At 65.6% G+C, this 25109-nt stretch carries 21 protein-coding genes; 8 read left to right on the forward strand and 13 right to left on the reverse strand.

The annotated features are described in order from the left end of the window. Positions 1 to 67 precede the first annotated feature (67 nt). The 3 genes from BT115_RS08560 to ubiH form a co-directional block, all read right to left on the reverse strand. Positions 68 to 862 carry a dienelactone hydrolase family protein gene (locus tag BT115_RS08560; protein ID WP_072322022.1) on the reverse strand — a complete coding sequence of 265 codons (795 nt, stop codon included), beginning with the start codon at positions 860 to 862 and terminating at the stop codon, positions 68 to 70. Positions 863 to 957: 95 nt separating this feature from the next. Further along, positions 958 to 2169, reverse strand: a complete 1212-nt coding sequence (locus BT115_RS08565; RefSeq protein ID WP_072322023.1) for a UbiH/UbiF/VisC/COQ6 family ubiquinone biosynthesis hydroxylase — start codon at positions 2167 to 2169, stop codon at positions 958 to 960. Then, the gene (gene ubiH / locus BT115_RS08570; protein ID WP_072322024.1) at positions 2166 to 3374 is read right to left on the reverse strand and encodes a 2-octaprenyl-6-methoxyphenyl hydroxylase; all 1209 of its coding nucleotides are present in this window, start codon (positions 3372 to 3374) and stop codon (positions 2166 to 2168) included. Before ubiH ends, BT115_RS08565 begins: the two co-directional genes overlap by 4 nt. A gap of 81 nt (positions 3375 to 3455) precedes the next feature. Between ubiH and BT115_RS08575 the strand changes: the two genes are divergently transcribed. The 7 genes from BT115_RS08575 to BT115_RS08605 all read left to right on the forward strand — a co-directional run bounded on the left by BT115_RS08575 (position 3456) and on the right by BT115_RS08605 (position 11268). Continuing rightward, positions 3456 to 4016 (forward strand): cob(I)yrinic acid a,c-diamide adenosyltransferase, encoded by a 561-nt coding sequence (locus tag BT115_RS08575; RefSeq protein WP_072322025.1) that lies wholly within the window; start codon positions 3456 to 3458, stop codon positions 4014 to 4016. Between the two features lie 175 nt (positions 4017 to 4191). After that, positions 4192 to 6735: an LPS-assembly protein LptD gene (gene lptD, locus BT115_RS08580; RefSeq protein WP_072322026.1), complete on the forward strand. Its 2544-nt coding sequence runs from the start codon at positions 4192 to 4194 to the stop codon at positions 6733 to 6735. 30 nt (positions 6736 to 6765) lie between these two features. Then, complete coding sequence (locus BT115_RS08585; protein ID WP_072322027.1) at positions 6766 to 8139, forward strand: peptidylprolyl isomerase; 1374 nt, start codon at positions 6766 to 6768, stop codon at positions 8137 to 8139. A gap of 2 nt (positions 8140 to 8141) precedes the next feature. Then, positions 8142 to 9134 (forward strand): 4-hydroxythreonine-4-phosphate dehydrogenase PdxA, encoded by a 993-nt coding sequence (gene pdxA, locus BT115_RS08590; RefSeq protein ID WP_072322028.1) that lies wholly within the window; start codon positions 8142 to 8144, stop codon positions 9132 to 9134. After that, positions 9131 to 9910 carry a 16S rRNA (adenine(1518)-N(6)/adenine(1519)-N(6))-dimethyltransferase RsmA gene (gene rsmA / locus BT115_RS08595; protein WP_072322029.1) on the forward strand — a complete coding sequence of 260 codons (780 nt, stop codon included), beginning with the start codon at positions 9131 to 9133 and terminating at the stop codon, positions 9908 to 9910. Before pdxA ends, rsmA begins: the two co-directional genes overlap by 4 nt. A gap of 53 nt (positions 9911 to 9963) precedes the next feature. Next, positions 9964 to 10347: a Co2+/Mg2+ efflux protein ApaG gene (apaG, locus tag BT115_RS08600; protein WP_072322030.1), complete on the forward strand. Its 384-nt coding sequence runs from the start codon at positions 9964 to 9966 to the stop codon at positions 10345 to 10347. Between the two features lie 69 nt (positions 10348 to 10416). Beyond that, the gene (locus BT115_RS08605; RefSeq protein WP_072322031.1) at positions 10417 to 11268 is read left to right on the forward strand and encodes a symmetrical bis(5'-nucleosyl)-tetraphosphatase; all 852 of its coding nucleotides are present in this window, start codon (positions 10417 to 10419) and stop codon (positions 11266 to 11268) included. Positions 11269 to 11341: 73 nt separating this feature from the next. On the opposite strand, the gene secA is transcribed toward BT115_RS08605, so the two are convergent. Then, a complete protein-coding gene (gene secA / locus BT115_RS08610) occupies positions 11342 to 14053 on the reverse strand; it encodes a preprotein translocase subunit SecA (protein ID WP_072322032.1) in 2712 nt (903 codons plus the stop codon). Positions 14054 to 14205: 152 nt separating this feature from the next. Next, complete coding sequence (locus BT115_RS08615) at positions 14206 to 15144, reverse strand: M23 family metallopeptidase (RefSeq protein ID WP_072322033.1); 939 nt, start codon at positions 15142 to 15144, stop codon at positions 14206 to 14208. A 31-nt stretch (positions 15145 to 15175) separates the two neighbouring features. Here BT115_RS08615 and BT115_RS08620 point away from each other — a divergent pair, with 31 nt between their 5' ends. Beyond that, a complete protein-coding gene (locus BT115_RS08620) occupies positions 15176 to 15634 on the forward strand; it encodes a DUF721 domain-containing protein (RefSeq protein ID WP_072322034.1) in 459 nt (152 codons plus the stop codon). Between the two features lie 221 nt (positions 15635 to 15855). On the opposite strand, the gene lpxC is transcribed toward BT115_RS08620, so the two are convergent. From lpxC to ftsW, 8 genes are all read right to left on the reverse strand, one after another. After that, on the reverse strand, positions 15856 to 16767 hold the full coding sequence (gene lpxC / locus BT115_RS08625; RefSeq protein ID WP_072322035.1) for a UDP-3-O-acyl-N-acetylglucosamine deacetylase: 912 nt from the start codon (positions 16765 to 16767) through the stop codon (positions 15856 to 15858). A 326-nt stretch (positions 16768 to 17093) separates the two neighbouring features. Continuing rightward, positions 17094 to 18278 (reverse strand): cell division protein FtsZ, encoded by a 1185-nt coding sequence (gene ftsZ, locus BT115_RS08630; protein WP_072322036.1) that lies wholly within the window; start codon positions 18276 to 18278, stop codon positions 17094 to 17096. 131 nt (positions 18279 to 18409) lie between these two features. After that, positions 18410 to 19645, reverse strand: coding sequence for a cell division protein FtsA (ftsA, locus tag BT115_RS08635; protein ID WP_072322037.1), 1236 nt, complete (start codon positions 19643 to 19645; stop codon positions 18410 to 18412). 8 nt (positions 19646 to 19653) lie between these two features. After that, complete coding sequence (locus tag BT115_RS08640; protein ID WP_072322038.1) at positions 19654 to 20394, reverse strand: cell division protein FtsQ/DivIB; 741 nt, start codon at positions 20392 to 20394, stop codon at positions 19654 to 19656. Further along, positions 20391 to 21365 (reverse strand): D-alanine--D-alanine ligase, encoded by a 975-nt coding sequence (locus BT115_RS08645; protein ID WP_072322039.1) that lies wholly within the window; start codon positions 21363 to 21365, stop codon positions 20391 to 20393. The genes BT115_RS08640 and BT115_RS08645 overlap by 4 nt, the downstream gene beginning before the upstream one ends. Next, positions 21365 to 22804 carry a UDP-N-acetylmuramate--L-alanine ligase gene (gene murC / locus BT115_RS08650; RefSeq protein WP_072322040.1) on the reverse strand — a complete coding sequence of 480 codons (1440 nt, stop codon included), beginning with the start codon at positions 22802 to 22804 and terminating at the stop codon, positions 21365 to 21367. Before murC ends, BT115_RS08645 begins: the two co-directional genes overlap by 1 nt. Continuing rightward, complete coding sequence (gene murG / locus BT115_RS08655) at positions 22801 to 23886, reverse strand: undecaprenyldiphospho-muramoylpentapeptide beta-N-acetylglucosaminyltransferase (protein WP_072322041.1); 1086 nt, start codon at positions 23884 to 23886, stop codon at positions 22801 to 22803. Before murG ends, murC begins: the two co-directional genes overlap by 4 nt. After that, positions 23883 to 25106: a putative lipid II flippase FtsW gene (gene ftsW / locus BT115_RS08660; protein ID WP_072322042.1), complete on the reverse strand. Its 1224-nt coding sequence runs from the start codon at positions 25104 to 25106 to the stop codon at positions 23883 to 23885. The genes murG and ftsW overlap by 4 nt, the downstream gene beginning before the upstream one ends. Between the last annotated feature and the right edge of the window lie 3 nt (positions 25107 to 25109).

Below are 25109 nucleotides of genomic sequence, written 5' to 3' on the forward strand. Positions count from 1 at the left end.
CGCCAGCTGCGGCGGGTGCAAGAAACGACGCCACGCGGCACCTGTCGCAGGCGGCGTCGTCTACCGGTCACTTCCCGGCAAAAGCCTCATCCAGCCACGCACGCATGGCCGCATAGGCACGGTGCGCGACCTTGGCGTCGTAGCGGCAATTGCCGGTGGTGGCAACGGCTTCCTTTTCGGTGAAGCAATGCACCGCGCCACCAAAATCCTCGGAAGCCCAGTCCACCTTGGCGTCGCGCATTTCCGCTTCGAACGCCGTGCGCTGTTCGGGCGGTACGTTCGTATCGTCGGCGCCATTCAACGCCAGAACCTTCGCCTTGATCTTGCTCGCGAGCTTCGGGTCGTCCGTGGCGAGCAGCCCGTGGAAGCTGACGACCGCGGCAATATCAGCCCCGGTGCGTGCGAGATCGAGTACGGCGGAGCCGCCAAAGCAGAAGCCGATCGCCGCAAGTTTGCGCGGATCGATCGGCGCGTTCTTCTCCTGCGCCTTGAGCTCGGCGAAGGCACGCGACACACGGGTCCGCATGATCGAGCGGTCGGCATACAACGGCTTGACCGCGGCACCTGCTTCCGCCTCACTGGTGATCTTCTTGCCACCACCGTACATGTCGGTGAGGAGGATGACGTAGTCCTTGCCGGCGATGTCCTTGGCCTTGGCGAGGGCCATATCATTCACGCCGTACCAGTTCGGCACCATCACCAGGCCCGGACGTTTCGTGGTGACGGCGTCGTCGTAGACCAGGAAACTCTTGTACGTCACGCCCTGGTCCGTCCATTCGACGGGCTTGGCGACCATGGCCGCCGACGCGGCACCTACGTGACCCAGGAACAACAAAGACAAGGCAAGCAACGGACGGCGCATGGGCATGGCTCCTCGGAAAGTCGAGCAAGCATAGGCGTCGCCGGAGAGCGCCGCCAGCATGACGGGCAGGACCGAGGCCGGCCCGTCGCCGTGGATCAGACGCCCGCGGCGTGACGAGCCATGCGCCGCTTCAACGGACCGAGCGCCGCGATCAGGCGGACGCCCGCGCCACGGGCAGCGACCAGCGGCGGAGCCTGCCAGGCATAGATGCGCGCCAAGGCATCGAACGACCATGCATCGAGACCGTCCGCACTGCGGCGACGGCGCGCATAGCGACGCAGTACGTGCGGCGCGGCGATATCGCGGCCCGCCTCCCGGGCGGCGACCAGCGTGTCGCGCAACTCAACCACGTCGCGAAGACCGAGGTTCACGCCCTGCCCCGCCAGCGGGTGGACGGCATGCGCGGCATCGCCGAGCAGTACCATGCGTTCGGCCTCGTACCGGTCGGCGAGCTTCAGGCGCAACGGGAACGCCGCACGCTTCGTCACGTTGCCGATCGGACCCAGCCGGAAGTCGCTGGCGATGCCGAGCTCACTGCGAAACGCGTCGTCATCCAACGCCAGCACCCGTATGGCTTCCGCTTCGGGCAACGACCAGACGATGGAACTGCGACCGTCCGCAAGCGGCAGCAACGCCAAGGGGCCTGAGGGCAGAAAGCGTTGCCAAGCCGTGCGCTGGTGTGGCAGCGAAGTCTCCACGTGCGCCACTACGCCACGTTGTCCGTAGTCGCGCCCGTGCGTCCCGATGCCCACCATGGCACGCAGCGGCGAATTTGCACCGTCCGCCGCAACCGCAAGGCGAGCCGTGACCGCCTGCCCGTCCGCCAGCTCGAGTTGCACCCGGTCGTCGCGCACCGCGCAGGCCACGACTTCCGCCGGAACGATGCAGCGCACCCCGGCTTGGTCCAGCGCATGCCAGAGGGACGCCTGCACGAGGTTGTTCTCCACGATGAAGCCGAGCACGTCGCGGCCTTCTTCGGCAGCGTCGAAGCGGATCGTGGCGCCGTTCTCGGCATCCCAGACTTCCATGCGTTCGTAGGCGGAAGCGCGTGCGTCGCGAATGGACGTCCAGACGCCTATATCGTCGAGCAGGGCGATGGACGATGGTGCGAGGCCCACGACGCGCAGATCCACCTCATCCGCGGCGGCCCAAGGCGCGGGCACGCGAGCATCGATCAGTGCCACGTCGAAGCCGGCGCGCGCTAGCGTCAGTGCCGTCGCCGCGCCAACCATGCCACCGCCAACGACGGCGACATCGAGCGAGGCGCCACGTCGGCGCGGCAGCGAATCCATCCCGCGGTCGCTCATGGCGTTTTCTCCCTTACGGCGAACGGCGCGTTGGCGCGAAAACCCATGCCCCGCCGGCTCATGGCGTGGCGTAGCGGGGGGACACGGTCGAGCGCGAGCATGGCCAGCGAGCGCAGCGGCCGCAGCAGCGGCTGGTCGAGGCAGGCGAGGCGCACCAGGCCGTGACTCATGGCCATGGTGCCTTCGCGATCGGGGGCGCGCCGCGCCGCGTAGGCCGCGAGGACGGCTGAAGCGCCGGGGTCGCCGCCCGCTGCCACCAGCTCGGCCAGTGTCAACGCATCGCGCAACCCGAGGTTGAAGCCTTGTGCGCCGATGGGATGGATGGTCTGGGCGGCATTGCCCACGAGCACCGCGCGCTCCGCGACCAGCGCTTCGGCAGCGACCCGGCGAATTGGATAGGGCACGCGTTTGCCGGGACGACTGAACCGGCCGAGGCGCCAGCCGAAACGTTGCTGCGCGAACGCAAGAAACGCTGCGTCGTCCATGGCCGCGACCTCATCGACGTGCTCGGTGTCTACCGTAAGCACCACGCCGACGCGCCGCTCGGCCAGCGGCAGCACCGCAACCGGGCCATCGTCGGTGAACCGCTCGAAGGCGCGACCCCGCGGATCGCGTTCGGGCGTCATGGTGCTGACGAAGAGCGCCTGCGCGTAATCGTGTTCGCGCGTACCGATGCCCAATTGCGCACGGACCACGGACTGGGTGCCATCGGCGCCCACCAGTAACGGCGTCGTCAACCGACGGCGCTCGCTTCCGGCCAGCACCGTGACCGCCCAACCGTTCTCGACGGCCTCGATGCTTTCCACCCGCGCCGGTGCAAGCCGGGTCAGATGGCGGCAGGTGTCCAACCGACGCAACAGCGCCGCGCCGAGTTCGCGAGCCGGCAGCGTCCAGCCCAGCGCATCCACGCCCTCGTCGGCGGCGTTCATCCGCACGCTGCCGAAGTCGCCAGCACGGCTGGTGTGGATGTGGGTGATCGGGGTGGCGCGGGCTTCGGCGAAATCCCACACGCCAATGGCGCGCAGGCCATTGACCGTGGCCCGGGCAAGGGCGAGGTTGCGTTCGTCGTAGCTCGGCTGCGCGTCGACCGTGGGCATGGCGGCTTCGACCAGCACGGCCGGAAGGCCTGCCGCATCAAGCGCAATGGCGAGGCTGGCCCCGACCAGGCCGCCGCCGACGATGAGAATGGGTTGGGACTGGCTCATCCGCGGATCATACCCTCGCCGAGTGAAGGCGCCGCCGCGGCCCTCTGCCGCATCGCCCGCGTGCCCCGATAGAATGGCCCGATGGGTAACCGACTCTCGAAGATCTACACACGCACCGGCGACGACGGCAGCACCGGCCTGGGCGACGGCAGCCGAACCGGCAAGGATTCGCTCCGGGTCACGGCCTACGGCACCGTGGACGAGCTGAACAGCGCCATCGGCATGGTCATCGCGTCCGAAAAGGTGGGCGACGATGTGCGCGAAGCCTTGTTCCAGGTGCAGCACGAGCTGTTCGACCTGGGCGGCGAACTGTGCATCCCCGGCATGGCGATGATCCAGGCCGCCGACGTAGACCGTCTCGAAACGGTGCTGGACGGCTTCAACGCCGACCTGCCGCCCCTGAAGGATTTCATCCTGCCCGGGGGCGGCATGGCCGCGGCCAGTTGCCACCTTGCACGCACGATCTGCCGCCGCGCCGAACGCGAGGTCGTGGCACTCGCGCGGGTCGAAACGGTGCGACCCGAGGCCCAGCACTACCTGAACCGCCTGTCCGACCTGCTGTTCGTCATTGCCCGTGTACTGGCTCGACGCAGCGGCCACGGCGAGGTGCTCTGGCAGCACCAACGTCGGCCTCGAGGATAAACACGCCAGGAACACCCTAGGGAGGCCGTCGGTGCCGGTGTAAGCTCGCCCGGCCGGTGCGGCGATTCACGTCGCACCTCTAGGAAGGGGTTGAGGTATGGGCGACGAGCCATCGTGCGGTAGGGCTGGCGATTCTGCTAAGTTGGCCGCCTTTCGAACAAACAAGACCGAGCCCGTGACGCCACGCATCAGCATCCTGCCTAAACGCCGCCTGCTGGCGACCGCCGTCGCCCTCATCGTTTCGGGTCTGGCCCTCGATGCGCAGGCCCAGAGTGCACCGACCCAGGGCGAGACGCGCGCCGTCGCCGCACCTGCGCCTGCGCCTGCACCCGTCGCCGCCGAAACCTGCCCGCTGGGCTCTTTCATCTGCCCGCCGCGGCCGATCAGCTACGCGCTGTGCCGGCCAAATGCGATGCTCGATTTCTACGAGCCGCAGATCACCAAGGACAGCACGCTGCGCGACACCGCCATCACCGACGTCCATTCGGGCCTCGATGACGGCACCAGCGGCGTGAAGGTGGAGAGTCCCGAGCCGAACGTGTACCACATGACCGGCGGCGTCCGGCTCGAGCGCGCCGACCAGGTGCTGCGTGCCGCCGACGTCACCTACAACTCCGATTCCACGGCCTACGATGCCGTCGGCAACGTGAAGTACCAAGAAGCCGGCATGCTGATGTCGGCGGACCGGATCACCGGTACGACCACGCCCAACCAGGGCGATGCTTACAACGTTCGCTACCAGTTGCTCCAGTCGCGCGGCAACGGCGTGGCCGACCACGCGAAGGTGATGGACCCGCAGCACGGCCGGTTCCGGCTCGCCACGTATTCCACCTGCGACGTCGGCAGCCACATGTGGGAGTTCCGCGCCAAGACGCTGAACCTCAACAAGGAAACCGGCGTGGGCGAGGCACGCAGCGCCACCATGCGCTTCAAGAACGTGCCGTTCATGTACCTGCCCTACTTCACGTTCCCGCTGGACGACCGGCGCAAGAGCGGTTTCCTGTACCCCACCTTCGGGTCGAACAGCCAGTCGGGCCTGTTCCTCAACCTGCCCTATTACCTGAATCTCGCACCGAACTACGACGCCACGCTGACGCCGGGGTACTACAGCGATCGCGGCTTCATGCTCGGTGCGGAGTTCCGTTACCTGCTGCCGCGGTCGAACGGCACGTTCGATCTCCAGTACATGGCCCACGACAAGGGGCCGGATACCGACGAGAGCGGCACCAGCGATCGCGACGGCTCGAAGCAGCGCTACCTGGTCCAGATCACCAACACGACCAACCTCGGCGACGGGTTCATGTTCGCCGCGAACATCAACCATGCGTCCGACAACCAGTACTTCCGCGATTTCAGCAACGACCTGTACCAGTCTTCCATCGGCATCCTCACGTCGAGCGCCTACGTCACCAAGGGTGGCAAGTACTGGAGCGCGTCGCTCGGAGCGGACGACTATCAGAACGTCGATGCCGGCCTGCCGAACTACGTGGTGCCTTATCGTCGCTGGCCGCGTGCCACGTTCAACCTGGAAGCGCCGCTCAACAGCTGGCTCGATGTCGGTGTGGACAGCGAAGCCGTGGCATTTCGCAAGCTGGACCGCGCGCCGGTCTTCGGTACGACCCCTGGGCAGGTAGACGGCAATCGCCTCGACCTGGCGCCGTACCTGGCCGCCGACTTCTCCGGCGCCTCGTGGTTCGTGCGTCCGCGTGTGGAGTACCGCTACACGGACTACCGGCTGGATTCGGACTATCAGCACTTCAACTACGCCGAGCAGAGCCCATCGCGCTCGGTGCCGATCAGCAGCCTGGATGCGGGTTTGATCTTCGATCGCCAGACCAGCCTCTTCGGTACCAATTACACGCAGACCCTCGAACCGCGCATGTACTACCTGTACGTGCCGTACCGGAACCAGAACAACCTGCCCACCTTCGACACGAATGAAATGTCGTTCGATTTCTGGCAGTTGTTCACCACCAACCGGTTCTCCGGCGCCGACCGGCAGATGGACGCAAACAATCTGACCCTGGCCCTGACGACCCGGCTGCTCGACGACACGGGCGTGGAGCGGCTGTCGGCCAGCGTCGGTCAGATCAAGTACTTCAGCGACCAGAAGGTACAAATGCCGGGCGTGGCGCCCACCGATTTCGGCCGCTCGGACTACGTGGCTCAGCTCGGCATTCAGTTCAACGACAAGTGGCGCCTGAACAGCTCGTACCAGTGGAACCCGAACAAAAAGCAGAGCCCCTACCTGAATGACCAGGGCCAGGTGTTCGAGCAGGGCCGGGACACCGACCTGGCCACGGTGCAGCTCCAGCGCCGCATCAAGGGCGACGGCATCGTCAACTTCTCGTATCGCTATCGCCGCAACGTGATGGAACAATTCGACACGTCCGTGGTCTTTCCGGTGTCCGAGCGTTGGCGAGCGCTGGCACGCTGGGTCTTTGCCCGTCGTGACGTGCTGCCGGTCACCATCAATACGGCGGGCGGCCCGGCAACGTTCAGTACATTCACGTTCTCGCACCGCACGCTGGATGCCACGGTGGGCGTCGAGTACGACAGCTGCTGCGTCGCCTTCCGCGTCCTCGGCCGCCACTACGTACACGACTACCTTCGCAAGACCGACAACGCCGTCATGTTCGAGGTGGAATTCAAGGGCTTGGGCTCGCTCAGCCCCCAATCGGGCTCGTACCTGCGCCGTGCTATCCTTGGCTATCAATAAATGGGGCAAGTGCCCCGGGCTCCCTATTCGATGAAGCAGATCTTTGCGTATTCCCTGCTGGCCGCCTCCATCCTGGTGGCCGTGCCTTCCGCCCATGCCCAGCTCATGCCGTCGGCCCAGCCCGCACAAGGCCAGGGCATGAGCGTCGGCAACGGCTCGCTCGACCGCATCGTGGCGGTGGTGGAGGAAGACGTCATCCTGCAGAGCGAACTGGACGAGGCGATCAACGCCATCGTTCGCCAGTACGCATCGAATCCGGGCCAGCTCCCGCCCAAGGACGTCCTGGCCCGGCAGGTGCTCGACCGCCTCATCCTGATGAAGCTGCAGGTCCAGCGCGCCAACGACCAGGGCATCCGTGTATCCGACCAGGACGTGGATCAGGCCGCCGCCAACGTGGCGCAGCAGAACAAGATGAGCCTCGACCAGCTGCGTGCTGCGGTGGAACAGGACGGCTACAGCTATGCGGCCTTCCGCCAGCAGTTGTCGGACCAGATCATCGCGCAGAAGCTGCACGAGAGCGTCGTGCGCGACCAAGTCACCGTGACCGACGCCGAAGTGAACAACCTGCTCGCCAGCCCGACCTACAAGGCCGGCGAGGTGCACCTCGCACACATCCAGATCAGCACGCCCGCCGGTGGCAGCGCCAGCGACATCGCCCAGGCGCAGGCCAAGGCCGAGGAAGCGATCAAGGCGATCAAGGGCGGCATGGATTTCAACGCCGCGGCCATCCGCTATTCCGATGCACCCGACGCACTGGACGGCGGCGACCTCGGCTGGCGCCGTCTCGACGAAGTGCCGCCCGCGTTCGCGGACGCCATCGGTTCGCTCAAGCCGGGCGAGACCACCGCAGCCATGCGTGGCCCCACCGGCTTCCACATTCTGAAGCTCGTGGAGACCCGCCAGCCGGGCCGCCAGATCGTCACCGAATACCACGCTCGCCAGATTCTCATCAAACCCTCCGAGATCGTCACGCCGGAGCAGGCCGAGAAGAAGGCAGAGGATCTCTACACGCGGATCGTGGACAAGCACGAAGACTTCGCCAAGCTGGCGAAGGACGAGTCCAAGGACAACACGACCGCGAACAACGGCGGCGACATGGGCTGGTTCGCCAAGGACGCCTGGGGCCAGGCCATCGCCACCCAGATCGACCAGTTGAAGGACAACGAAGTCTCGCATCCTATCCAGACCGACGCTGGCTGGATCGTGTTGCAGCGCCTCGGCACGCGTCAGAGCGATCTGACCGACCAGTTGCAGCGTGACCAGGCCCGCCAGGCCATCGGTAACCGCAAGGCGGACGAAGCCTACGAGAACTACCTGCGCGAACTGCGCTCGACCTCGTTCGTCGACATCCGCGTTCCGGAACTGAAGGACCCTGACGACAAGCAGGCCTCGGCCACTCCGTAACGATGACCGCGACCACCCTGCCACGGCTCGCCGTCACCGCCGGTGAGCCTGCCGGGGTGGGGCCCGAACTGGTCGCGCGTCTCGCGGCCAGCGATCTTGCGGCGGACCTGATCGCCGTCACCGATCGCGACCTGCTTTCCCGCGCTGCCGCGGCCTGCGGCCTGCGCCTGACCCTTATCGACGACGACGGCTCGCGCAGCGCGACTCGCGCGCCTGGCAGCGTGCGCGTTCGCCACATCCCACTCGGCACGGCCGAACGCGCGGGCGAACCGGACCCACAGAACGCTCGCCACGTGATCGACGTGCTGGCAGCCGCGGCCGATGGCTGCATGGCTGGCGACTTCGACGCCGTGGTCACCGGCCCCGTCCAGAAATCCAGCATCAACGAAGGCGGCATCGCCTTCAGTGGTCACACCGAATTCTTCGCCGAACGCGCCGGAGCGGACGTCGTGATGATGCTCGCCAGCCCGGAGCTGCGCGTGACGCTCGCCACGACGCATCTGCCGCTCGCGGCCGTACCGGCGGCGATTACGGCGAGCCTGCTCGAACGCACCTTGCGGATCGTGGCGCGAGTCTTGTCCACGCAGTTCGCCATCCCGCGGCCGCGCATCGCCGTGCTGGGCCTCAACCCGCACGCGGGCGAAGGCGGCCACATGGGCCGCGAGGAACTCGACACCATCATCCCGCTGTTGGAGCGCCTGCGCGGGGAAGGCATGGACCTGCTCGGCCCGTTGCCGGCCGACACCGCCTTCGTTCCCGCCATGCGCGACCGCTATGACGCCGTGCTGGCGATGTACCACGATCAGGCGTTACCCGTCCTCAAGAGCGAAGCGTTCGATCGCACCGTGAACGTGACGCTTGGCCTCCCCTTCATCCGTACCTCCGTCGACCACGGCACGGCGCTCGATCTGGCCGGCACGGGCAAGGCGGACCCCGCCAGCCTGTTTGCCGCCGCGCGCCTCGCGCTCGACCTCGCAAGGCATCGTCCGTCATGAACGCCCGTCCCAAGAAAAGCTTCGGCCAGCACTTCCTTCACGAGAAGCGCTACATCGAGCGCATCGTCTCGTCGATCGCTCCGAAGGAATCCGATACCGTTGTCGAAATCGGCCCAGGCGAAGGCGCACTCACCTTGCCGCTGCTCGCCGTGGCGAAGAAGATGACTGCGATCGAGCTGGACACCGATCTCATACCTGGGTTGCAGCAGCGCGCCGCCACGGTGGGCGACCTTCGCATCGTGCATTCCGACGTGCTCAAGGTGGACTTCGCGGCCCTGGCCCGTGAATTGGGTGCGGAGCGCCTGCGCATTGCCGGCAACTTGCCGTACTACATCTCCAGCCCGATCCTGTTCCATTGCGTGGAGCATGCCGCGGCGATCCAGGACATGCATTTCATGCTGCAGAAGGAGGTCGTCGATCGCATGGCCGCCGAGCCGGGCAGCAAGGTCTATGGCCGCTTGAGCGTGATGCTGCAGCTGGCTTGCACGGTCACGCCGCTGTTCACCGTGCCGCCGGGCGCGTTTCGTCCACCGCCGAAGGTGGATTCCGCCGTGGTCCGACTGGTGCCGCTGCCACCTGAACGACTGCCGCAAGGCGATCCGGCGAAGATTCACGCCGTGGTGAAGGCAGCCTTCGCGATGCGCCGCAAGACGCTGTCCAACACATTGAAAGGGCTGGTCGACGAGGCCTCCATCCGCTCGCTGGGGATCGATCCGCGCGCACGTGCGGAGACGCTGGCGCCCGCGGACTTCGTGAAACTCGCGAATGTGATGTGACCGTGTTGTGGGCCACACTTGCCCACCCCCTCCCCGTCCCTGACAATCCCCGCATGAATTCGAAATCCCCCTACACGATCGACGTGGAGGTCGCTTCCCGCTTCGTTCCCGATCAGTCGCAACCCGCGGACAACCGTTACGTGTTCGCGTACACGATCACCCTGCGCAACGTGGGCAAGACCGGCGCCCAGCTCCTTACGCGCCACTGGGTCATCACCGACGCGAACGGCAAGGTCGAGGAAGTGCGAGGCGACGGCGTCGTCGGCGAGCAACCGTGGATGCGCCCTGGCGAGTCCTTCGAGTACACCTCGGGTGCCGTACTCGAGACCGCCGTCGGCACCATGGCCGGCACCTATCGCATGGTGGCGGACGACGGCACGCATTTCGATGCGCCAGTGCCCGCGTTCGTGCTTTCGATCCCACGTACGCTCCACTAGGATCGATGCCATGGACAGCGCGCACGCCGGGAACGGCAACAAGGTCATTCTTCTGGAGCAACAGGACTGATGGCCGTCTACGCGATCGGCGACGTTCAAGGTTGCTACCCCGAACTCCAGCGTCTGCTGGAAAAGATTCGTTTTGATCCCGCCGTCGATCGCCTGTGGTTCTGCGGCGACCTCGTCAATCGCGGTGGCGAGTCGCTGGCCACGCTGCGCCTGATTCACTCGCTGCGCGAACAAGTCGTCGTCACGCTCGGCAATCACGATCTCTCATTGCTGGCGATCGCTCAGCGCCGGGAAGATGCCCAGGCACGAGTGAACCCGGAACTGCGCGAAGTGCTGTTCGCCGAGGATGCACCCGTGCTGCTGGAATGGCTGCGGATGCAGAAGCTGCTGCATCACGACGAGCAACTGGGCTGGACGATGATCCACGCGGGACTCTCGCCGAGCTGGACGCTTCGCCAGGCGCAACGTGCCGCACTGGAGATCGAACGCGAGCTGGGGGGTCCACGTCATCAACGCCTGCTGAAGAACCTGTTCGGCAATCGCCCGCCGGGTTGGAACAACCGGCTGCAAGGCGTGGAGCGCCATCGCGCCACCATCAATACGCTGACGCGCATGCGTTACTGCGATGTGCAGGGTCGCATCGACTTCGAAGGCAAGGGCACACCCGGCACACAGAAGCCAGGCATGTATCCGTGGTTTGAAGTGCCCGGCATGCGCCGTCGCGAAACCCGCATCGTGTGCGGCCACTGGTCGGCGCTCGGGCGTTTCGCCGGCCTGGGCGTCTACGCGATCGACACCGGTTGCGTCTGGGGTGGACAGCTCACGGCACTGCGCCTCGATGTCGAGGAACCTCAGTACGTGACCATCCAGGCGGAATCGTATCGGCAGAAGCCGAAGGGCGGCGGGGACTAGGTCTTCGCCGCATCAGCAGCGACCGGTTGCACGCGCACCAAAAAACAAACCCGCCGAGGCGGGTTTGTTTTTATCAGGACAACTGGCCGTGGCAGTGCTTGTACTTCTTGCCGGAGCCACACGGGCACGGGTCGTTGCGACCGACCTTGGGCCCTTCGTTGAAGAGCGGAGACGCCTGCGCATCGGCCAAGGGTTCGTCGCCCCGACCGGCAGCCTGAGCATCGGCATGCTGGAACTGCAGGCGCTGCGCCTCGGCCATGCGCTGCTGTTCGGCTTCCATCGCAACGACTTCCTCTTCGCTGCGAATGCGGATGCGAGCGAGCATCTGCACCACTTCCGACTTGATGCGGTCGAGCATCTCGGCAAACAATTCGAACGACTCGCGCTTGAATTCCTGCTTCGGCTGCTTCTGCGCGTAACCGCGCAAATAGATGCCCTGGCGCAGGTAATCCATGCTGGCGAGGTGCTCCTTCCACGCGTTGTCCACGACGGAAAGCATCACGTGCTTTTCCAGCGAGCGCATGGTTTCGGCGCCGATCTGGGCTTCCTTTTCAGCGAACAGCGCATCGACCGCTTCGCGCACGTGGTCGAGGATGCCTTCGGCGTCCACGTCCTTCTGCGCTTCCACCCAGGGAACGAGATCCATGCGGAGGTTCAGCTCGCTCGCCAGTTCGCGATCGAGGGCGGCGAGATCCCACTGGTCGTCGATGCTGTCGGCTGGCACGAACTTGCGCACCAGCGCTTCGACGACGTCCTGACGGATGTCGCGGATCATGTCGGAGATGTCGTCGGTTTCGAGCAGCTCGTCGCGCTGAGCGTAGATCACCTTGCGCTGGTCGTTGGCGACGTCGTCGAACTCGAGGAGGTTCTTTCGGATGTCGAAGTTGTGCTGTTCGACCTTGCGCTGGACCTTTTCGATCTGGCGCGTGATGAGGCGATCTTCCAGCGCCTCGTCTTCCTTCATGCCGAACATCTGCATCCAGCGGCCGATACGCTCGCCACCGAAGATGCGCATAAGGTTGTCTTGCAGCGACAGGTAGAAGCGCGAGGAACCCGGGTCACCCTGGCGACCGGAACGGCCGCGAAGCTGGTTGTCGATGCGACGGGACTCGTGACGCTCCGTACCGATGATGTGCAGACCGCCCGCGGCAAGCACCTGCTCGTGGCGTTTCTTCCAGTCTTCGCGCACCTTCTGACGATCGGCGTCGGACGCGTCTTCCGGCAAGGCGGCCAGCGCGGCTTCGAGACTGCCGCCAAGCACGATGTCGGTACCGCGGCCGGCCATGTTCGTGGCGATCGTCACCGCGCCCGGCGCACCGGCCTGGGCAACGATGTGCGCTTCGCGCTCATGCTGCTTCGCGTTGAGCACCTCGTGCGGGATGCGCTCCTTCTTCAACAAGCCGGAAACAAGCTCCGACACGTCGATCGACGCCGTACCCACCAGCACCGGCTGGCCACGCTCGTGGCAGGCCTTGATGTCGGCGATGACCGCCTTGTACTTCGCTTCGGGCGCGAGGAAGACCGAGTCGGGATTGTCGACGCGGACCATCGGCTTGTGCGTGGGAATGACCACCACTTCCAGGCCGTAGACGGTCTGAAACTCGTAGGCTTCCGTGTCGGCCGTACCGGTCATGCCGGCCAGCTTCTTGTACATGCGGAACAGGTTCTGGAACGTGACCGTCGCCAGCGTCTGGTTCTCGCGCTGGATGGGCACGCCTTCCTTCGCCTCGACCGCCTGGTGCAGACCATCGGACCAGCGGCGACCCGCGAGGGTACGGCCGGTGAATTCGTCGACGATGATGACCTCGCCGTCGCGAACGATGTAGTCGACGTCACGCTGATAGATGGCGTTGGCGCGAAGCGCAGCATTCATGTGATGCACGACGGCGAGATTCTTCGAGTCGTACAGCCCGCTGTCGGGCTCGATAACGCCGGCATCGCGCAGCAGCTGCTCGGCGTGCTCCATGCCCTCTTCGGACATGTGCACCTGCTTCTGCTTCTCGTCGACGAAGTAATCGCCGGGGCCGTCTTCCTTTTCCTGCCGGGTCAGATGCGGCACGACCTTGTTCACCGCGATGTAGAGCTGCGGGGAATCTTCGGCGGGGCCGGAAATGATGAGCGGCGTACGCGCTTCGTCGATGAGGATGGAGTCCACCTCGTCGACGATCGCGTAGTGCAGGCCGCGCTGGTTGCGCTGCTCCTTGCTGAGCGCCATGTTGTCGCGCAGGTAGTCGAAGCCGAACTCGTTGTTCGTACCGTAGGTGATGTCGGCCTGGTAGGCGCTGCGCTTGTCGGCGTGGTCCATGCCCGGGTACACGACGCCGACGCTCAGGCCGAGGAAGTTGTATAGCTTGCCCATTTGCGCGGAGTCGCGGCGGGCCAGGTAATCGTTCACGGTGACGACGTGAACGCCCTTGCCTTCCAGGGCATTCAGGTACACCGGCAGCGTACCGACCAGGGTCTTGCCCTCGCCCGTGCGCATTTCGGCGATGCGCCCGGAGTGCAGCACCATGCCGCCGATCATCTGGACGTCGTAGTGACGCATGCCCAGGACACGCTTGGCCGCCTCGCGGGTGACTGCGAAGGCCTCGGGCAGCAGTTTGTCGAGCGTCTCGCCCGCGGCGAGCCGCTGCCGGAACTCTTCGGTCTTGCCGCGCAGGGCGTCGTCGGAAAGCTTCTCGAACTCCGGTTCCAGGGCGTTGATGCGCTTTACCGTCTTGGACAGGTCGCGCAGCACACGCTCGTTACGGCTGCCGAAAATACTCGTCAGGGCACGATTGAACATCGATCATCCGGATCAGAAACGAAAGGGTTGCCACCTGGCCATGGCCGGGCGGCATGAAGGGACGATCATACTACGGGCGTCCCCGGCTTTCCTCGGGGTGGCGTCAGGCCGGCCCGGATTCAAGGGACGCGCGGGTTCCGCCGGGCGCCCGGTCAGCGGTGGCTGCGGACATAGGCCAGCGGATTGACCACGCGATCGTGGTACCAGACCTCGAAATGCACGTGGGATCCGGTGGAACGCCCCGTAGAGCCGGCCTTCGCGATGACGTCGCCGACCCGGACGCGCTGTCCGGGACGCGCCAGGATGGCGCTGTTGTGGGCGTAGCGGGTCATGTACCCATTGCCGTGGTCGATTTCGACCACGTCGCCGTAGCCGGAACGCTGACCGGCAAAGGTGACCATGCCCTCGGCGACGGCCGTCACCGGCGTACCCTTCGGCGCGGCGATGTCGATGCCCGTATGGCGGGCCGCGTGGCCGCTGAAGGGATCGGGGCGGCCACCGAAATAAGAAGATATATAGCCGTTCACCGGCATACCGGTGGGGCGGAGGCTGGACTCGATATTTCGGTCCATCAGCATGTCGCGCAAGGCTTCCAGCTGAGCCTGCTGCGTATCGAACTGACCGGACAGTCGGTCGATGCTTTCGTCGAGCGACGCGGGCAAGGTATAGGCGGGAACGTCGGGCCCGCTGGTGACCTCGGGGCCGCCCTGACCGGGTTCCTCGTCGAAATTGAATTCGCCATCGTCGAGCTTGCCGACTTGGGTCAGGCGCTCACCGAGGGCATTGAGACGTACCGACTGGGCCTGCAGCTGCCCTAGCTTCACGGCCAAGGCGTCGAGGTCGCGCTGCGCCTGGCGCTTTACCTCAGCCACCCGCGCGTCCTGATCACCCACCTGGTGCTCAAGGGCACCGATATCACCGAGCGCGCGAGCCTTGGGCCCGGCAACCATAAGAGCGGTGGCCGCACCGACGCCCGCGACGCCGAGAAAACCCACCAGTACCATCGCTCCGATCTTGCAGCGCAGGCGCCGGCATGTCAGGTCGAGCGTTTTTGGCCCTTTCTGGCCACGAGACACGAGTATGATCTGCATACGTTCCACATCGAATAGTCAAAGCCGGCCCATGCCACCGCCGTCCAGCCCGTCCCGACGCTCCACCCATGGACTCAAGTCCATCTCGGAGTTCGGACCCGTCGCGTCGCTGGCCCAGAAGGCTCGCGAACTCGACCACCTGGACCGCCAGCTACGCGCGACGCTGCCCTCGCCGCTGCGTGATCAGGTCCGTTTTGCGGATCTGCGCGACGGCAGGCTCGTCTTCCTTGCGCCCTCGTCGGCGTGGGCATCGCGGGTGCGCCTGTACCAGGCCCAGATCCTCGAAGCCGCTCGCGCCATCGGCGCGGTAGCCCACTCGGTTGCCGTGAAAGTGGCCCCCCTGCCGCCCGTGGAAATCATCCCCGACCGGCACAAACCGCTTTCTGCCTCAGCCGCCCGACATCTCCGGGCCGCCGCGGCGTCACTCTCCGACCCCACGTTGCGGGATCTGTTCCTTGATTTGGCCTCCAAGGCCGAAAATTCAGATTAATCCTAGGTTTGCGTCCATTCCTCGCCGTTCCATAAGCGACCATGGCGGACGGCGGGGTGCACGTTTATAGCACGCATGACAGGCGTGAACACCGAATTTACACACGGCATTCACGTTCGGAGGCCGGGTTCACGAGCCCCTCGCGGCGACGGCGACATGGCTCCGCGCAAACAAAAAGGCCGCGATTTCTCGCGGCCTTAGCGTGTCACTGGCCCTCGGACTCAGACGGCCTGGGCAGGATGCGCGTAGGAAATCGGCGCCTTGGCCGGATCCTTGAAGCTGACTTCTTCCCACGCCGTGACGTCGGCCATCAAGCTGCGCAGCAACTTGTTGTTGAGCTCGTGGCCCGACTTGTGCGCGGAATACGCGCCGATCAGGCTGTGGCCGAGCATGTAGATGTCGCCGATCGCGTCGAGGATCTTGTGCTTGACGAACTCGTTGTCGTAACGGAGGCCGTCTTCGTTCAGCACGCGGTAGTCGTCGAGCACAACGGCGTTGTCCATCGAACCGCCGAGCGTGAGATTACGCTCACGAAGCATTTCGATGTCACGCATGAAACCGAAGGTGCGCGCGCGGCTGACTTCCTTCACGAAGGAGGTCGTCGAGAAGTCCATCTCGGCCTGCGAATTGCGCTTGTTGAAGAGCGGGTGGTCGAACTCGACCGAGAACCCGACCTTGAAGCCGTCGAACGGCTCAAGCTTGGCCCACTTGTCGCCGTCCTGGACGATGACAGGCTTCTTGATGCGGATGAAGCGCTTGGCGGCGTCCTGCTCCTCGATGCCAGCGGACTGGATCAGGAAGACGAAGGGGCCTGCGCTGCCATCCATGATGGGCACTTCCGGCGCGGAAAGATCGACGTACGCGTTGTCGATGCCGAGGCCTGCCATCGCCGAGAGCAGATGCTCAACCGTCGAGACGCGGACGTCGCCATTGATGAGCGTAGTAGAAAGACGCGTGTCGCCGACGTTCTCCGGGCGAGACTTGAGCTCCACCGGCGGATTGAGGTCGGTACGGCGGAACACGATACCCGTGTTCGGCGCCGCTGGGCGAAGCGTCATGTACACCTTGTCGCCGGTATGGAGGCCGACGCCTGTGGCGCGAATGATGTTCTTGAGCGTGCGCTGCTTGATCATGTTGGGTCAAACCTTGTTGGCAGCAGCCGAAGTAACGGACATGCTAACACAGTCTTAACCTCGGGATAAACAAACCGGACGGTACAGTCTAGCATTGCTTTCACCAATCCTTCAGCAATGGCTGCGAGCCATTCTCATTGGGCTTGCGACTGAAACGCCTATCCATTCAGGCACTTGCAAGTGACTGATATCCCAAGCAGCTTTTTCCTCAGGGGGCACGGAAGGATTCCGCCGCCCGGACGGGACGGCGGCGGAACCCCGAACGTACCGGCGTCTTGCCGGGTCGTTCTCACGTTTTCCTTAACGTGCCTTGTTGCGTGAATGGATCAATCGGCCTGGCGGCGCAGGAACGCCGGGATGTCCAGGTAATCGATCGCCGGTTCCGCGTTCTTCTGCGGCGCCGGCTCGGAGCGGACGGACGGGGTGACGTCAGCCTGTGCGTAGTCGACCACTTCGTTGCCCGTGCCCGTACGCAGCACGACCGGACGCGGACGCTGACGCATTTCGACCTGCTGCTGCACCGGCTGGCGAACCGGCTGCTTCGCCGCGATGCCGCGGTTGAGGCCGGTGGCTACCACGGTAACGCGCACGTCGTCCTGCATTTCCGGATCGAGCGAGGTACCGATCACCACAGTCGCGTCTTCGGAAGCGAAGTCGTGGATCACGCGACCGATCTCGTCGAACTCGCGCATAGTGAGGTTCGGGCCCGCCGTGACGTTGACGAGGATGCCGCAGGCACCGGCCAGGTTCACGTCTTCCAGCAGCGGGTTGTTGATCGCCGCTTCGGCAGCGGCCTGCGCGCGGTCGTCGCCGCGAGCCGTGCCCGAACCCATCATCGCCATGCCCATTTCGCTCATGACGGTGCGGACGTCGGCGAAGTCGACGTTGATCAGGCCCGGGGCCGTGATCAGGTCGGCGATACCCTGGACCGCCCCCTGGAGCACGTCGTTCGCGGCCTTGAATGCGTTCAGCAGCGTGACTTCGCGCCCGAGCACCGACAACAGCTTCTCGTTCGGCACGGTGATCAGCGAATCCACGTGCTGCGAAAGGTCCTCGATGCCCTTGAGCGCGACCTGCATACGACGGCGCCCCTCGAACGGGAACGGCTTGGTCACGACCGCCACGGTGAGGATGCCCTTCTCCTTGGCGAGCTGCGCCACGACCGGCGCTGCGCCGGTACCCGTGCCGCCGCCCATGCCGGCGGTGATGAAGACCATGTCCGCGCCGTCGAGCATTTCCTCGATGCGCTCGCGATCTTCCAGCGCGGCCTGACGGCCGACTTCCGGATTGGCGCCCGCACCCAGGCCCTTGGTGACGTTGCCGCCGAGCTGCAGATGCGTGCTACGCGAAGCGCAGCTCTTCATCGCCTGCGCATCGGTATTGGCGACGACGAACTCGACGCCTTCGATATTGGAATTGACCATGTGGGCCACGGCGTTGCCGCCACCACCACCCACGCCGATGACCTTGATGACCGCGTTCGGTGCCAATTTTTCGATGAGTTCAAACATTTCCCGTCCTCCGCAGAACTTTTTGGTTTTTTGATTTATGTCCCGTGTCCGACTCCTGTCGAACGCGGGTTGCGGGCCTTCCCTCCTGCCCCGGCGCCCCCATTCCTTCGGGCACCGACACTCCGGTTGGATCAAAAATTCTTGGTGAACCAGCTACGCACCTTTTCAACGACGCTGCCGACATTGCCGACCGCAGAGCTCACGTGGCGCGCGCTGCCACTCGACCGCGAGCCATGCAGCAGCAGCCCCACGCCGGTGGAATGCAGTTCGCTGGACACCACGTCCCCCAGCCCCGACACGTGCTGGGGCACGCCGATACGAACCATCTTGTGGAAGATTTCCTCGGCCAGTTCCAAGGCACCTTCCATGCGCGATGCACCGCCGGTCAGCACGATGCCGGCCGCGACCAGGCTTTCGTAGCCGGAGCGGCGCAGTTCGTCCTGCACCATCTCGAAGATTTCCTCATAGCGCGCCTGCACCGACTGTGCGAGCGCCTGGCGAGCTAGACGACGCGGCGGCCGATCGCCCACGCTCGGCACCTGGATCGTCTCTTCCGCGTGCGCGAGTTGCGCCAGCGCACACGCGTATTTGATTTTGATCTCCTCCGCGTGTGCAGTCGGTGTATGCACACCGTATGCAATGTCGTTGGTGACCTGATCGCCGCCGACCGGCAACGACTTCGTGTAGCGGATCGCACCCTGCGTATAGATGGCGATGTCGGTCGTGCCGGCACCGATGTCCACGAGGCAGACGCCGAGTTCGAGTTCGTCCTCGGTGAGCACCGCCTTCGCGCTTGCCACGGCGGCGGGCACCAGTTCGTCCACGGAAAGGCCGCAGCGCTGGATGCACTTGGAGATGTTCTGCACGGCGCTGGCAGCGCCGGTCACCAGATGCACGCTGGCTTCCAGGCGCACGCCGCTCATGCCCACGGGATGGCGGATGCCGTCCTGGCCGTCGATGCGGTATTCCTGCGACTCCTTGTAGAGCACCTTGCGGTCTGCCGGAATGGCGACGGCGCTGGCGGCTTCGAGCACTTGCTCCAGATCGGCCGCCATCACCTCGCGGTCGCGGATGGCCGCGGTGCCGTGCGAGTTGCGCGTCTCCAGATGGCTGCCGGAAATCGATGCGTAGACGGAGCGGATGTCGCAGCCGGCCATCAGCTCGGCTTCCTCGACGGCGCGCTGGATCGAATGCACGGTCGATTCGATGTCGACCACCGAGCCGCGCTTCATGCCGCGCGACACGTGGGTGCCGATGCCAATGACTTCGATCGGTTCGCCGGGCTCGTACTCGCCGACGATCGCAACCACTTTCGAGGTTCCGATGTCGAGGCCGACGACGAGCTGTTTGTCGTTCTTGTTTCTCATGGGTTAGCTCAGCTTCCGACCTTGGGTGTGGCCGTGGTTGCGGTATCCGGCCACCGGATGGCGAATCCGTTGGTGTAGCGAAGATCGGCATAGGCGAAGCCGCCGTGCCGACCGGCAACGAGTTGCGGGTAGACGTCGAGGAATCGGGCCAGCCGGCGATCGGCCTGATCGCGGTCGCCGATGACGATCTGCGCGCCGCTGTCGGTGGTGACGCTCCAACTGCCGCGCTCGCTCAGCGACACGCCGACGATCGACAACTGCGCCCTGCCCTCGAAGGCCTTGCGGGCCTGCGCATAGAAGCTCACTACCTCGGCCAGTCGCGAGTCGGGCCCGCTCAACCGCGGCAGGTCGCCCATCTGGTCGGCACCGGGCGCGTCGAACACGAGGCCCTGGCGGCTGATGAGGCGATTCTCGTTCCAACGCGCAAAGGGCTGCCGTTCGTAGATGCGCACCAGCAGCGTGTCGGGCCAGCGCTTGCGCACTTCCACCGACTCCACCCACGGCAGCGAACCGATCGCATGGCGCACGTCTTCCAGGTCGGTGGCAAAGAAACCCTTACCCAGGCTCGGCAGCACGGCGCTGCGGATCTGTTCGGCGCTGACGTGCGCGAACTCCGCTTCGACCTTGAGCTGCGTCACCGGCCAACGGCCCGCGGCGAACCAGCCCTGCATCACGCCGACCACGGGCAACACCACCAAGGTAATGGCGATGCCCCAGGCAACGATCCGCGTGGCGGCGGCTCCCTTCATGCCTTCGCGCCCTCCCGCCGCATCGAGGTTTCGAGGATGCGCCAGCACAGATCCTGATAGTTAAGACCCGCGGCGGCGGCGGCCTTTGGCACGAGCGAGTGCGATGTCATGCCGGGCGCTGTGTTCACTTCGAGCAGCCAGTTCTTGCCGTGGCGGTCACGCATCACGTCCACGCGGCCCCAGCCTGCGCAATCGAGCGCGTCGAAGGCGCGCAGCGCCAACGCGCGCATGTCGTCCTCCGCGGTACCCGAGAGACCGGGAATGAGGTACTGCGTGTCTTCGGCCACGTACTTGGCGTTGTAGTCGTAATAGGCCGCGTTCGGCACGATCTTGATCGTGGGCAGCACCTCGCGACCGAGAATGCCGACGGTGTATTCGCCACCTTCGTTGGCGTCGCCTTCGATGAGCGTTTCCATCAGCAGGTCGCCCGGATACCGCCGTGCCAGCGCGACCGCTTCGTCCAGGTCTTTTTCGTCGAACACGCGCGTCACGCCGACGCTGGAGCCTTCCCAGGCGGGTTTCACGATCAGCGGGAAGCCGATCTCGCTTGCAGCCGCGTGCACATCGGCACCGCGTGGCAGCGCCTTGAACTTTGGCGTCGGCAGGCCGAGCGCGATCCACACCTGCTTCGCGCGGACCTTGTCGAGCGAGAGCGCCGAGCCCAGCACGCCGGAGCCGGTATAGGGAATGCCCAGCGACTGCAGCGCGCCTTGCAGCTCGCCGTTCTCGCCGCCTGCGCCATGCAGGATGTTGAACACACGTGCGAAGTGTCCCGCCCGCACGGCGTCCAGCAACGCCGGAATGCCGTCGATCGCATGTGCATCGACGCCGCTGGCGCGCAGCGCATCCAACACGCCGCGGCCGGAGTTCAGCGAGACCTCGCGTTCGGCGGATTGCCCGCCCATCACCACGGCGACGCGGCCGAATTCGGCGGCGTCGGTCACGGTGCGGGGGAAGCGGTTGGTGTTCATTACTTAACGGTCCTCAGGTGCCCGGCACTCGCCAGGTCGACGGCGGCTGCGCCGATGTCGCCGGCGCCGAGCAGAAGAATCAGGTCGCCGTCGCGCGCCAGGGCGGACAGCGTGTCGCGCAGGTCGCGCGGATGTTCGACCAGCACCGGATCGGTCTTGCCGCGTGCGCGAATGGCGCGCGCGAGGGCCTTGCCGTCGGCACCGGGAATCGGCGCCTCGCCCGCCGGATAGACCTCGGTGAGCACCAGCACGTCCACGTCGGCAAGCACGTTGGCGAAATCGTCGAGCAGATCGCGCGTGCGGCTGTAGCGGTGCGGCTGGAAGGCGACGACCAGGCGACGCTCCGGCCAACCGCCGCGCGCGGCGGCGAACACGGCAGCCAGTTCGCGAGGATGGTGGCCGTAGTCGTCCACGAGCAACGCGGTGCCCTGATCGAGCGCGATCTCGCCGCGACGATGGAACCGACGGCCTACACCTTCGAAGCGTGCGAGCGCATGCGCAATGGCTTCGGCATCCACGCCAAGCTGCCAGCCGACGGCGGCGGCGGCGAGCGCGTTCTGCACGTTGTGACGACCCGGCAGGTTCAGGGTCACCGGCAACGTGCCTGCCATGCCAGGCAGATGCAGGTCGAAATGCATCTCGAAGCCGACCTGGCGGACATTGCTGGCGGTAACGTCCGCGCCGGCCTTGTCGATGCCGTAGGTGAGCATGCGTCGCGACGTGTCCTGGGCCAGCTTGGCCGTCTCTTCGTCGTCGATGCAGAGCACCGCAAGACCGTAGAACGGCAGGCGGTGAAGGAAGTCGGCAAAGGCCTTCTTCACCTGCGCGAAGTCGCCGTTGTAATTCTCGAGGTGATCGGCATCGATGTTGGTGACCACCGCGATCACGGGGGACAGCATGAGGAACGAGCCGTCCGATTCGTCCGCTTCGGCGACCAGGTACTGACCCGTGCCGAGGCGCGCATTCGCACCGGCGGCGTTCAACTGACCGCCGATGACGAAGGTCGGATCGTAGTCGGCCTCAGCGAGCACACTCGCCACGAGGCTCGTGGTGGTGGTCTTGCCATGCGTACCGGCGATGGCGATGCCGCGACGGAAGCGCATCAGCTCGCCGAGCATCTCCGCGCGCGGCACCACGGGGATGCGCGCGGCGCGTGCGGCGACTAGTTCGGGGTTGTCCTGGCGGATGGCGCTGGACGTCACGATGACGTCGGCACCGTCCACGTTGGCAGCGACGTGACCGATGTGTACATCCACGCCGAGTGTGGCGAGGCGCTCGGTCGTGGGCGACGGCGCACGGTCGGAACCGGACACGCTATAGCCGAGGTTGCTGAGCACCTCGGCGATGCCGCTCATGCCGACGCCGCCCACGCCGATGAAATGGACACGGCGGAACGAGGTCATGAAATCTTCGTGGGCGCGCAAACGACCGGGCGTCATGCGGAAACCTCCATGCAGTGACGGGCAATCGTTGCTGCGGCGTCGGGCTTGGCCAGCGTGCGGGACGCGTTGGCGGCGGAAAGGATCCGCGCGCGGTCGCCCAACAGGTCGTCGAGCATCTTCGCGAGCAGATCCGGCGAATCGGGAGTGGCCAACGTGGCATCGGCAACGAGCCGGGCGCCGCCCGCATCCACCATGGCGCGAGCGTTGGCGGTCTGGTGATCGTCCACCGCATGCGGGAATGGCACGAGCAGCGCTTCGAGGCCGGCCGCGCACAGCTCGGCGACGGTCAGCGCACCGGCACGGCAGACGACGACGTCGGTCCAGGCGTAGGCACCAGCCATGTCTTCGATGAAAGGCACCACGTTTGCTGCAACACCCGCCGCGGTATACGCGTCCAGAGCATCCTGCAGACCGCGTTCGCCGGTCTGGTGAACGACCTCGGGCATCGTGGCGCCTGCGGCGGCCAGACGTCCGAGCGCGCGCGGCACCGCAAGATTGAGCGTGCGCGCACCGAGGCTGCCACCGAGCACGAGCAAGCGCGGCCGGCCGTTGCGATCTGCGAAACGCTGCGCCGGGGGCGGCAACTGGGCAATGCGCGCACGTACCGGATTGCCGACCCACTCGCCCTTCGGCAGCACGTTCGGAAAACCGGTGAGCACCTTGCGGGCGAACGTGGCGAGCTTGCGATTGGTGAAACCGGCAATGGCGTTCTGCTCGTGCACCACGAGCGGGATGCCCGCCAAGCGTGCGGCCACGCCGGCTGGTCCGGCCACGTAACCGCCCATGGAGAGCACGCAACGGGGACGCAGGCGACGCAGCAGCGTCAGCGATTCGAACAGTGCGCGAGCCAGCATCAGCGGCGCGAGCAACCGGGTCTTCACGCCCTTGCCGCGCAGGCCGCCGACGGCCACGGTATGCAACTCGAGACCATGGGCCGGCACGACGCGGGTTTCCATGCCGCCCTCTGCGCCAAGCCAGCTTACCGGCACGCCGCGCGAGCGCAGTTCGTCGGCCACGGCGAGGCCAGGAAAGATGTGACCGCCGGTCCCGCCAGCCATGATCAGCACGGGCGCGCTCATGCCATGCCTCCGAGCGGAGCGGCCGAATCCGGCACGGCGTTGGCCGGCAGGCGTACCGCTGTCTGCCGCGCGTCTTCCGCGCGGTTGATCTCGAAAGTGGCGCGCAGCAGCACGCCGACCATGGCGCAGGTCATCAACACCGACGAACCGCCGGAGCTGATGAGCGGCAGCGTGAGGCCCTTGGTGGGCAGGACGCCGAGATTGACGCCGATCGACACCATGGCCTGGAAACCGATCATCAGCGAGATGCCGTAGGCCACGTACCCGGAGAAGCGGTGTCCGAGTTCGACGCCCTTCAATCCCAGATAAAGGCCGCGTCCGACCAGCACGACATAGAGGAAGATGACCAGCGCGATACCGGCCAGGCCGAGTTCCTCCGCGAGTACCGCGAGGATGAAGTCGGTGTGCGCTTCGGGCAGGTAGGACAGCTTCTGCACGCTGGAACCCAGGCCCACGCCCGTCCACTCGCCGCGACCCACGGCGATCAGCGCCTGGGTCAACTGGAAGCCGTCGTTGAACGGGTCCTTCCACGGATCGAGGAACGAGGTCAGGCGCTTGATGCGGTAATCCTCTGCGGTCGCGGCGTAGATCAGCGCAGGCACCAGCGGTGTACCGAGCACCAGCAGGTTGCGCATGCGTGCGCCCGCAAGCCAGACCATGCCGACCGTGGTCGCCACCACCAGCGCTGCCGAACCGAAGTCGGGCTGCGCAAGCAGCAACAGCACGATGAAACCCGCGACACCCACGGGCTTCACGACGCCGAACAGTTCGTACTCCACGCCCTCGCGATGGCGCACGAGGTAGCTCGCCAGGTACGCCACGAGAATGAGCTTCACGGCCTCCACCGGCTGGAAACCGATCACCAGCAGGTTCACCCAACGGCGCGCGCCATTGATACGCATGCCGAACACGGGCAGGAACACCATCAGCAGCATGATGATGCCGAGCAGCAACAGCAGGAAGCTGTGTTTCTCGAGCGTCTTCAGTTCGGTGCGCATCGCGGCGCCCGCGAGACACGCGCCGATCGCGATGAACACGAGGTGGCGCTTGAGATAGTAGAAGGCGCCCTGGTTCGAGCCGTCGGCCACGGCGATCGAACTGGATGCGACCATCACGATACCCAGGGCCGCCAACGCGAGCGCAGCCACGAGCAGCGGGAGATCGAAGCTCCCCCGCGGGCCCTGACGGCGTTTCGCCTGCTTGTTGCCGAGACCGAACATCGT

Origin of the sequence: Luteibacter sp. UNCMF366Tsu5.1 (assembly GCF_900119235.1) — a bacterium.
GTDB lineage: Bacteria > Pseudomonadota > Gammaproteobacteria > Xanthomonadales > Rhodanobacteraceae > Luteibacter > Luteibacter flocculans.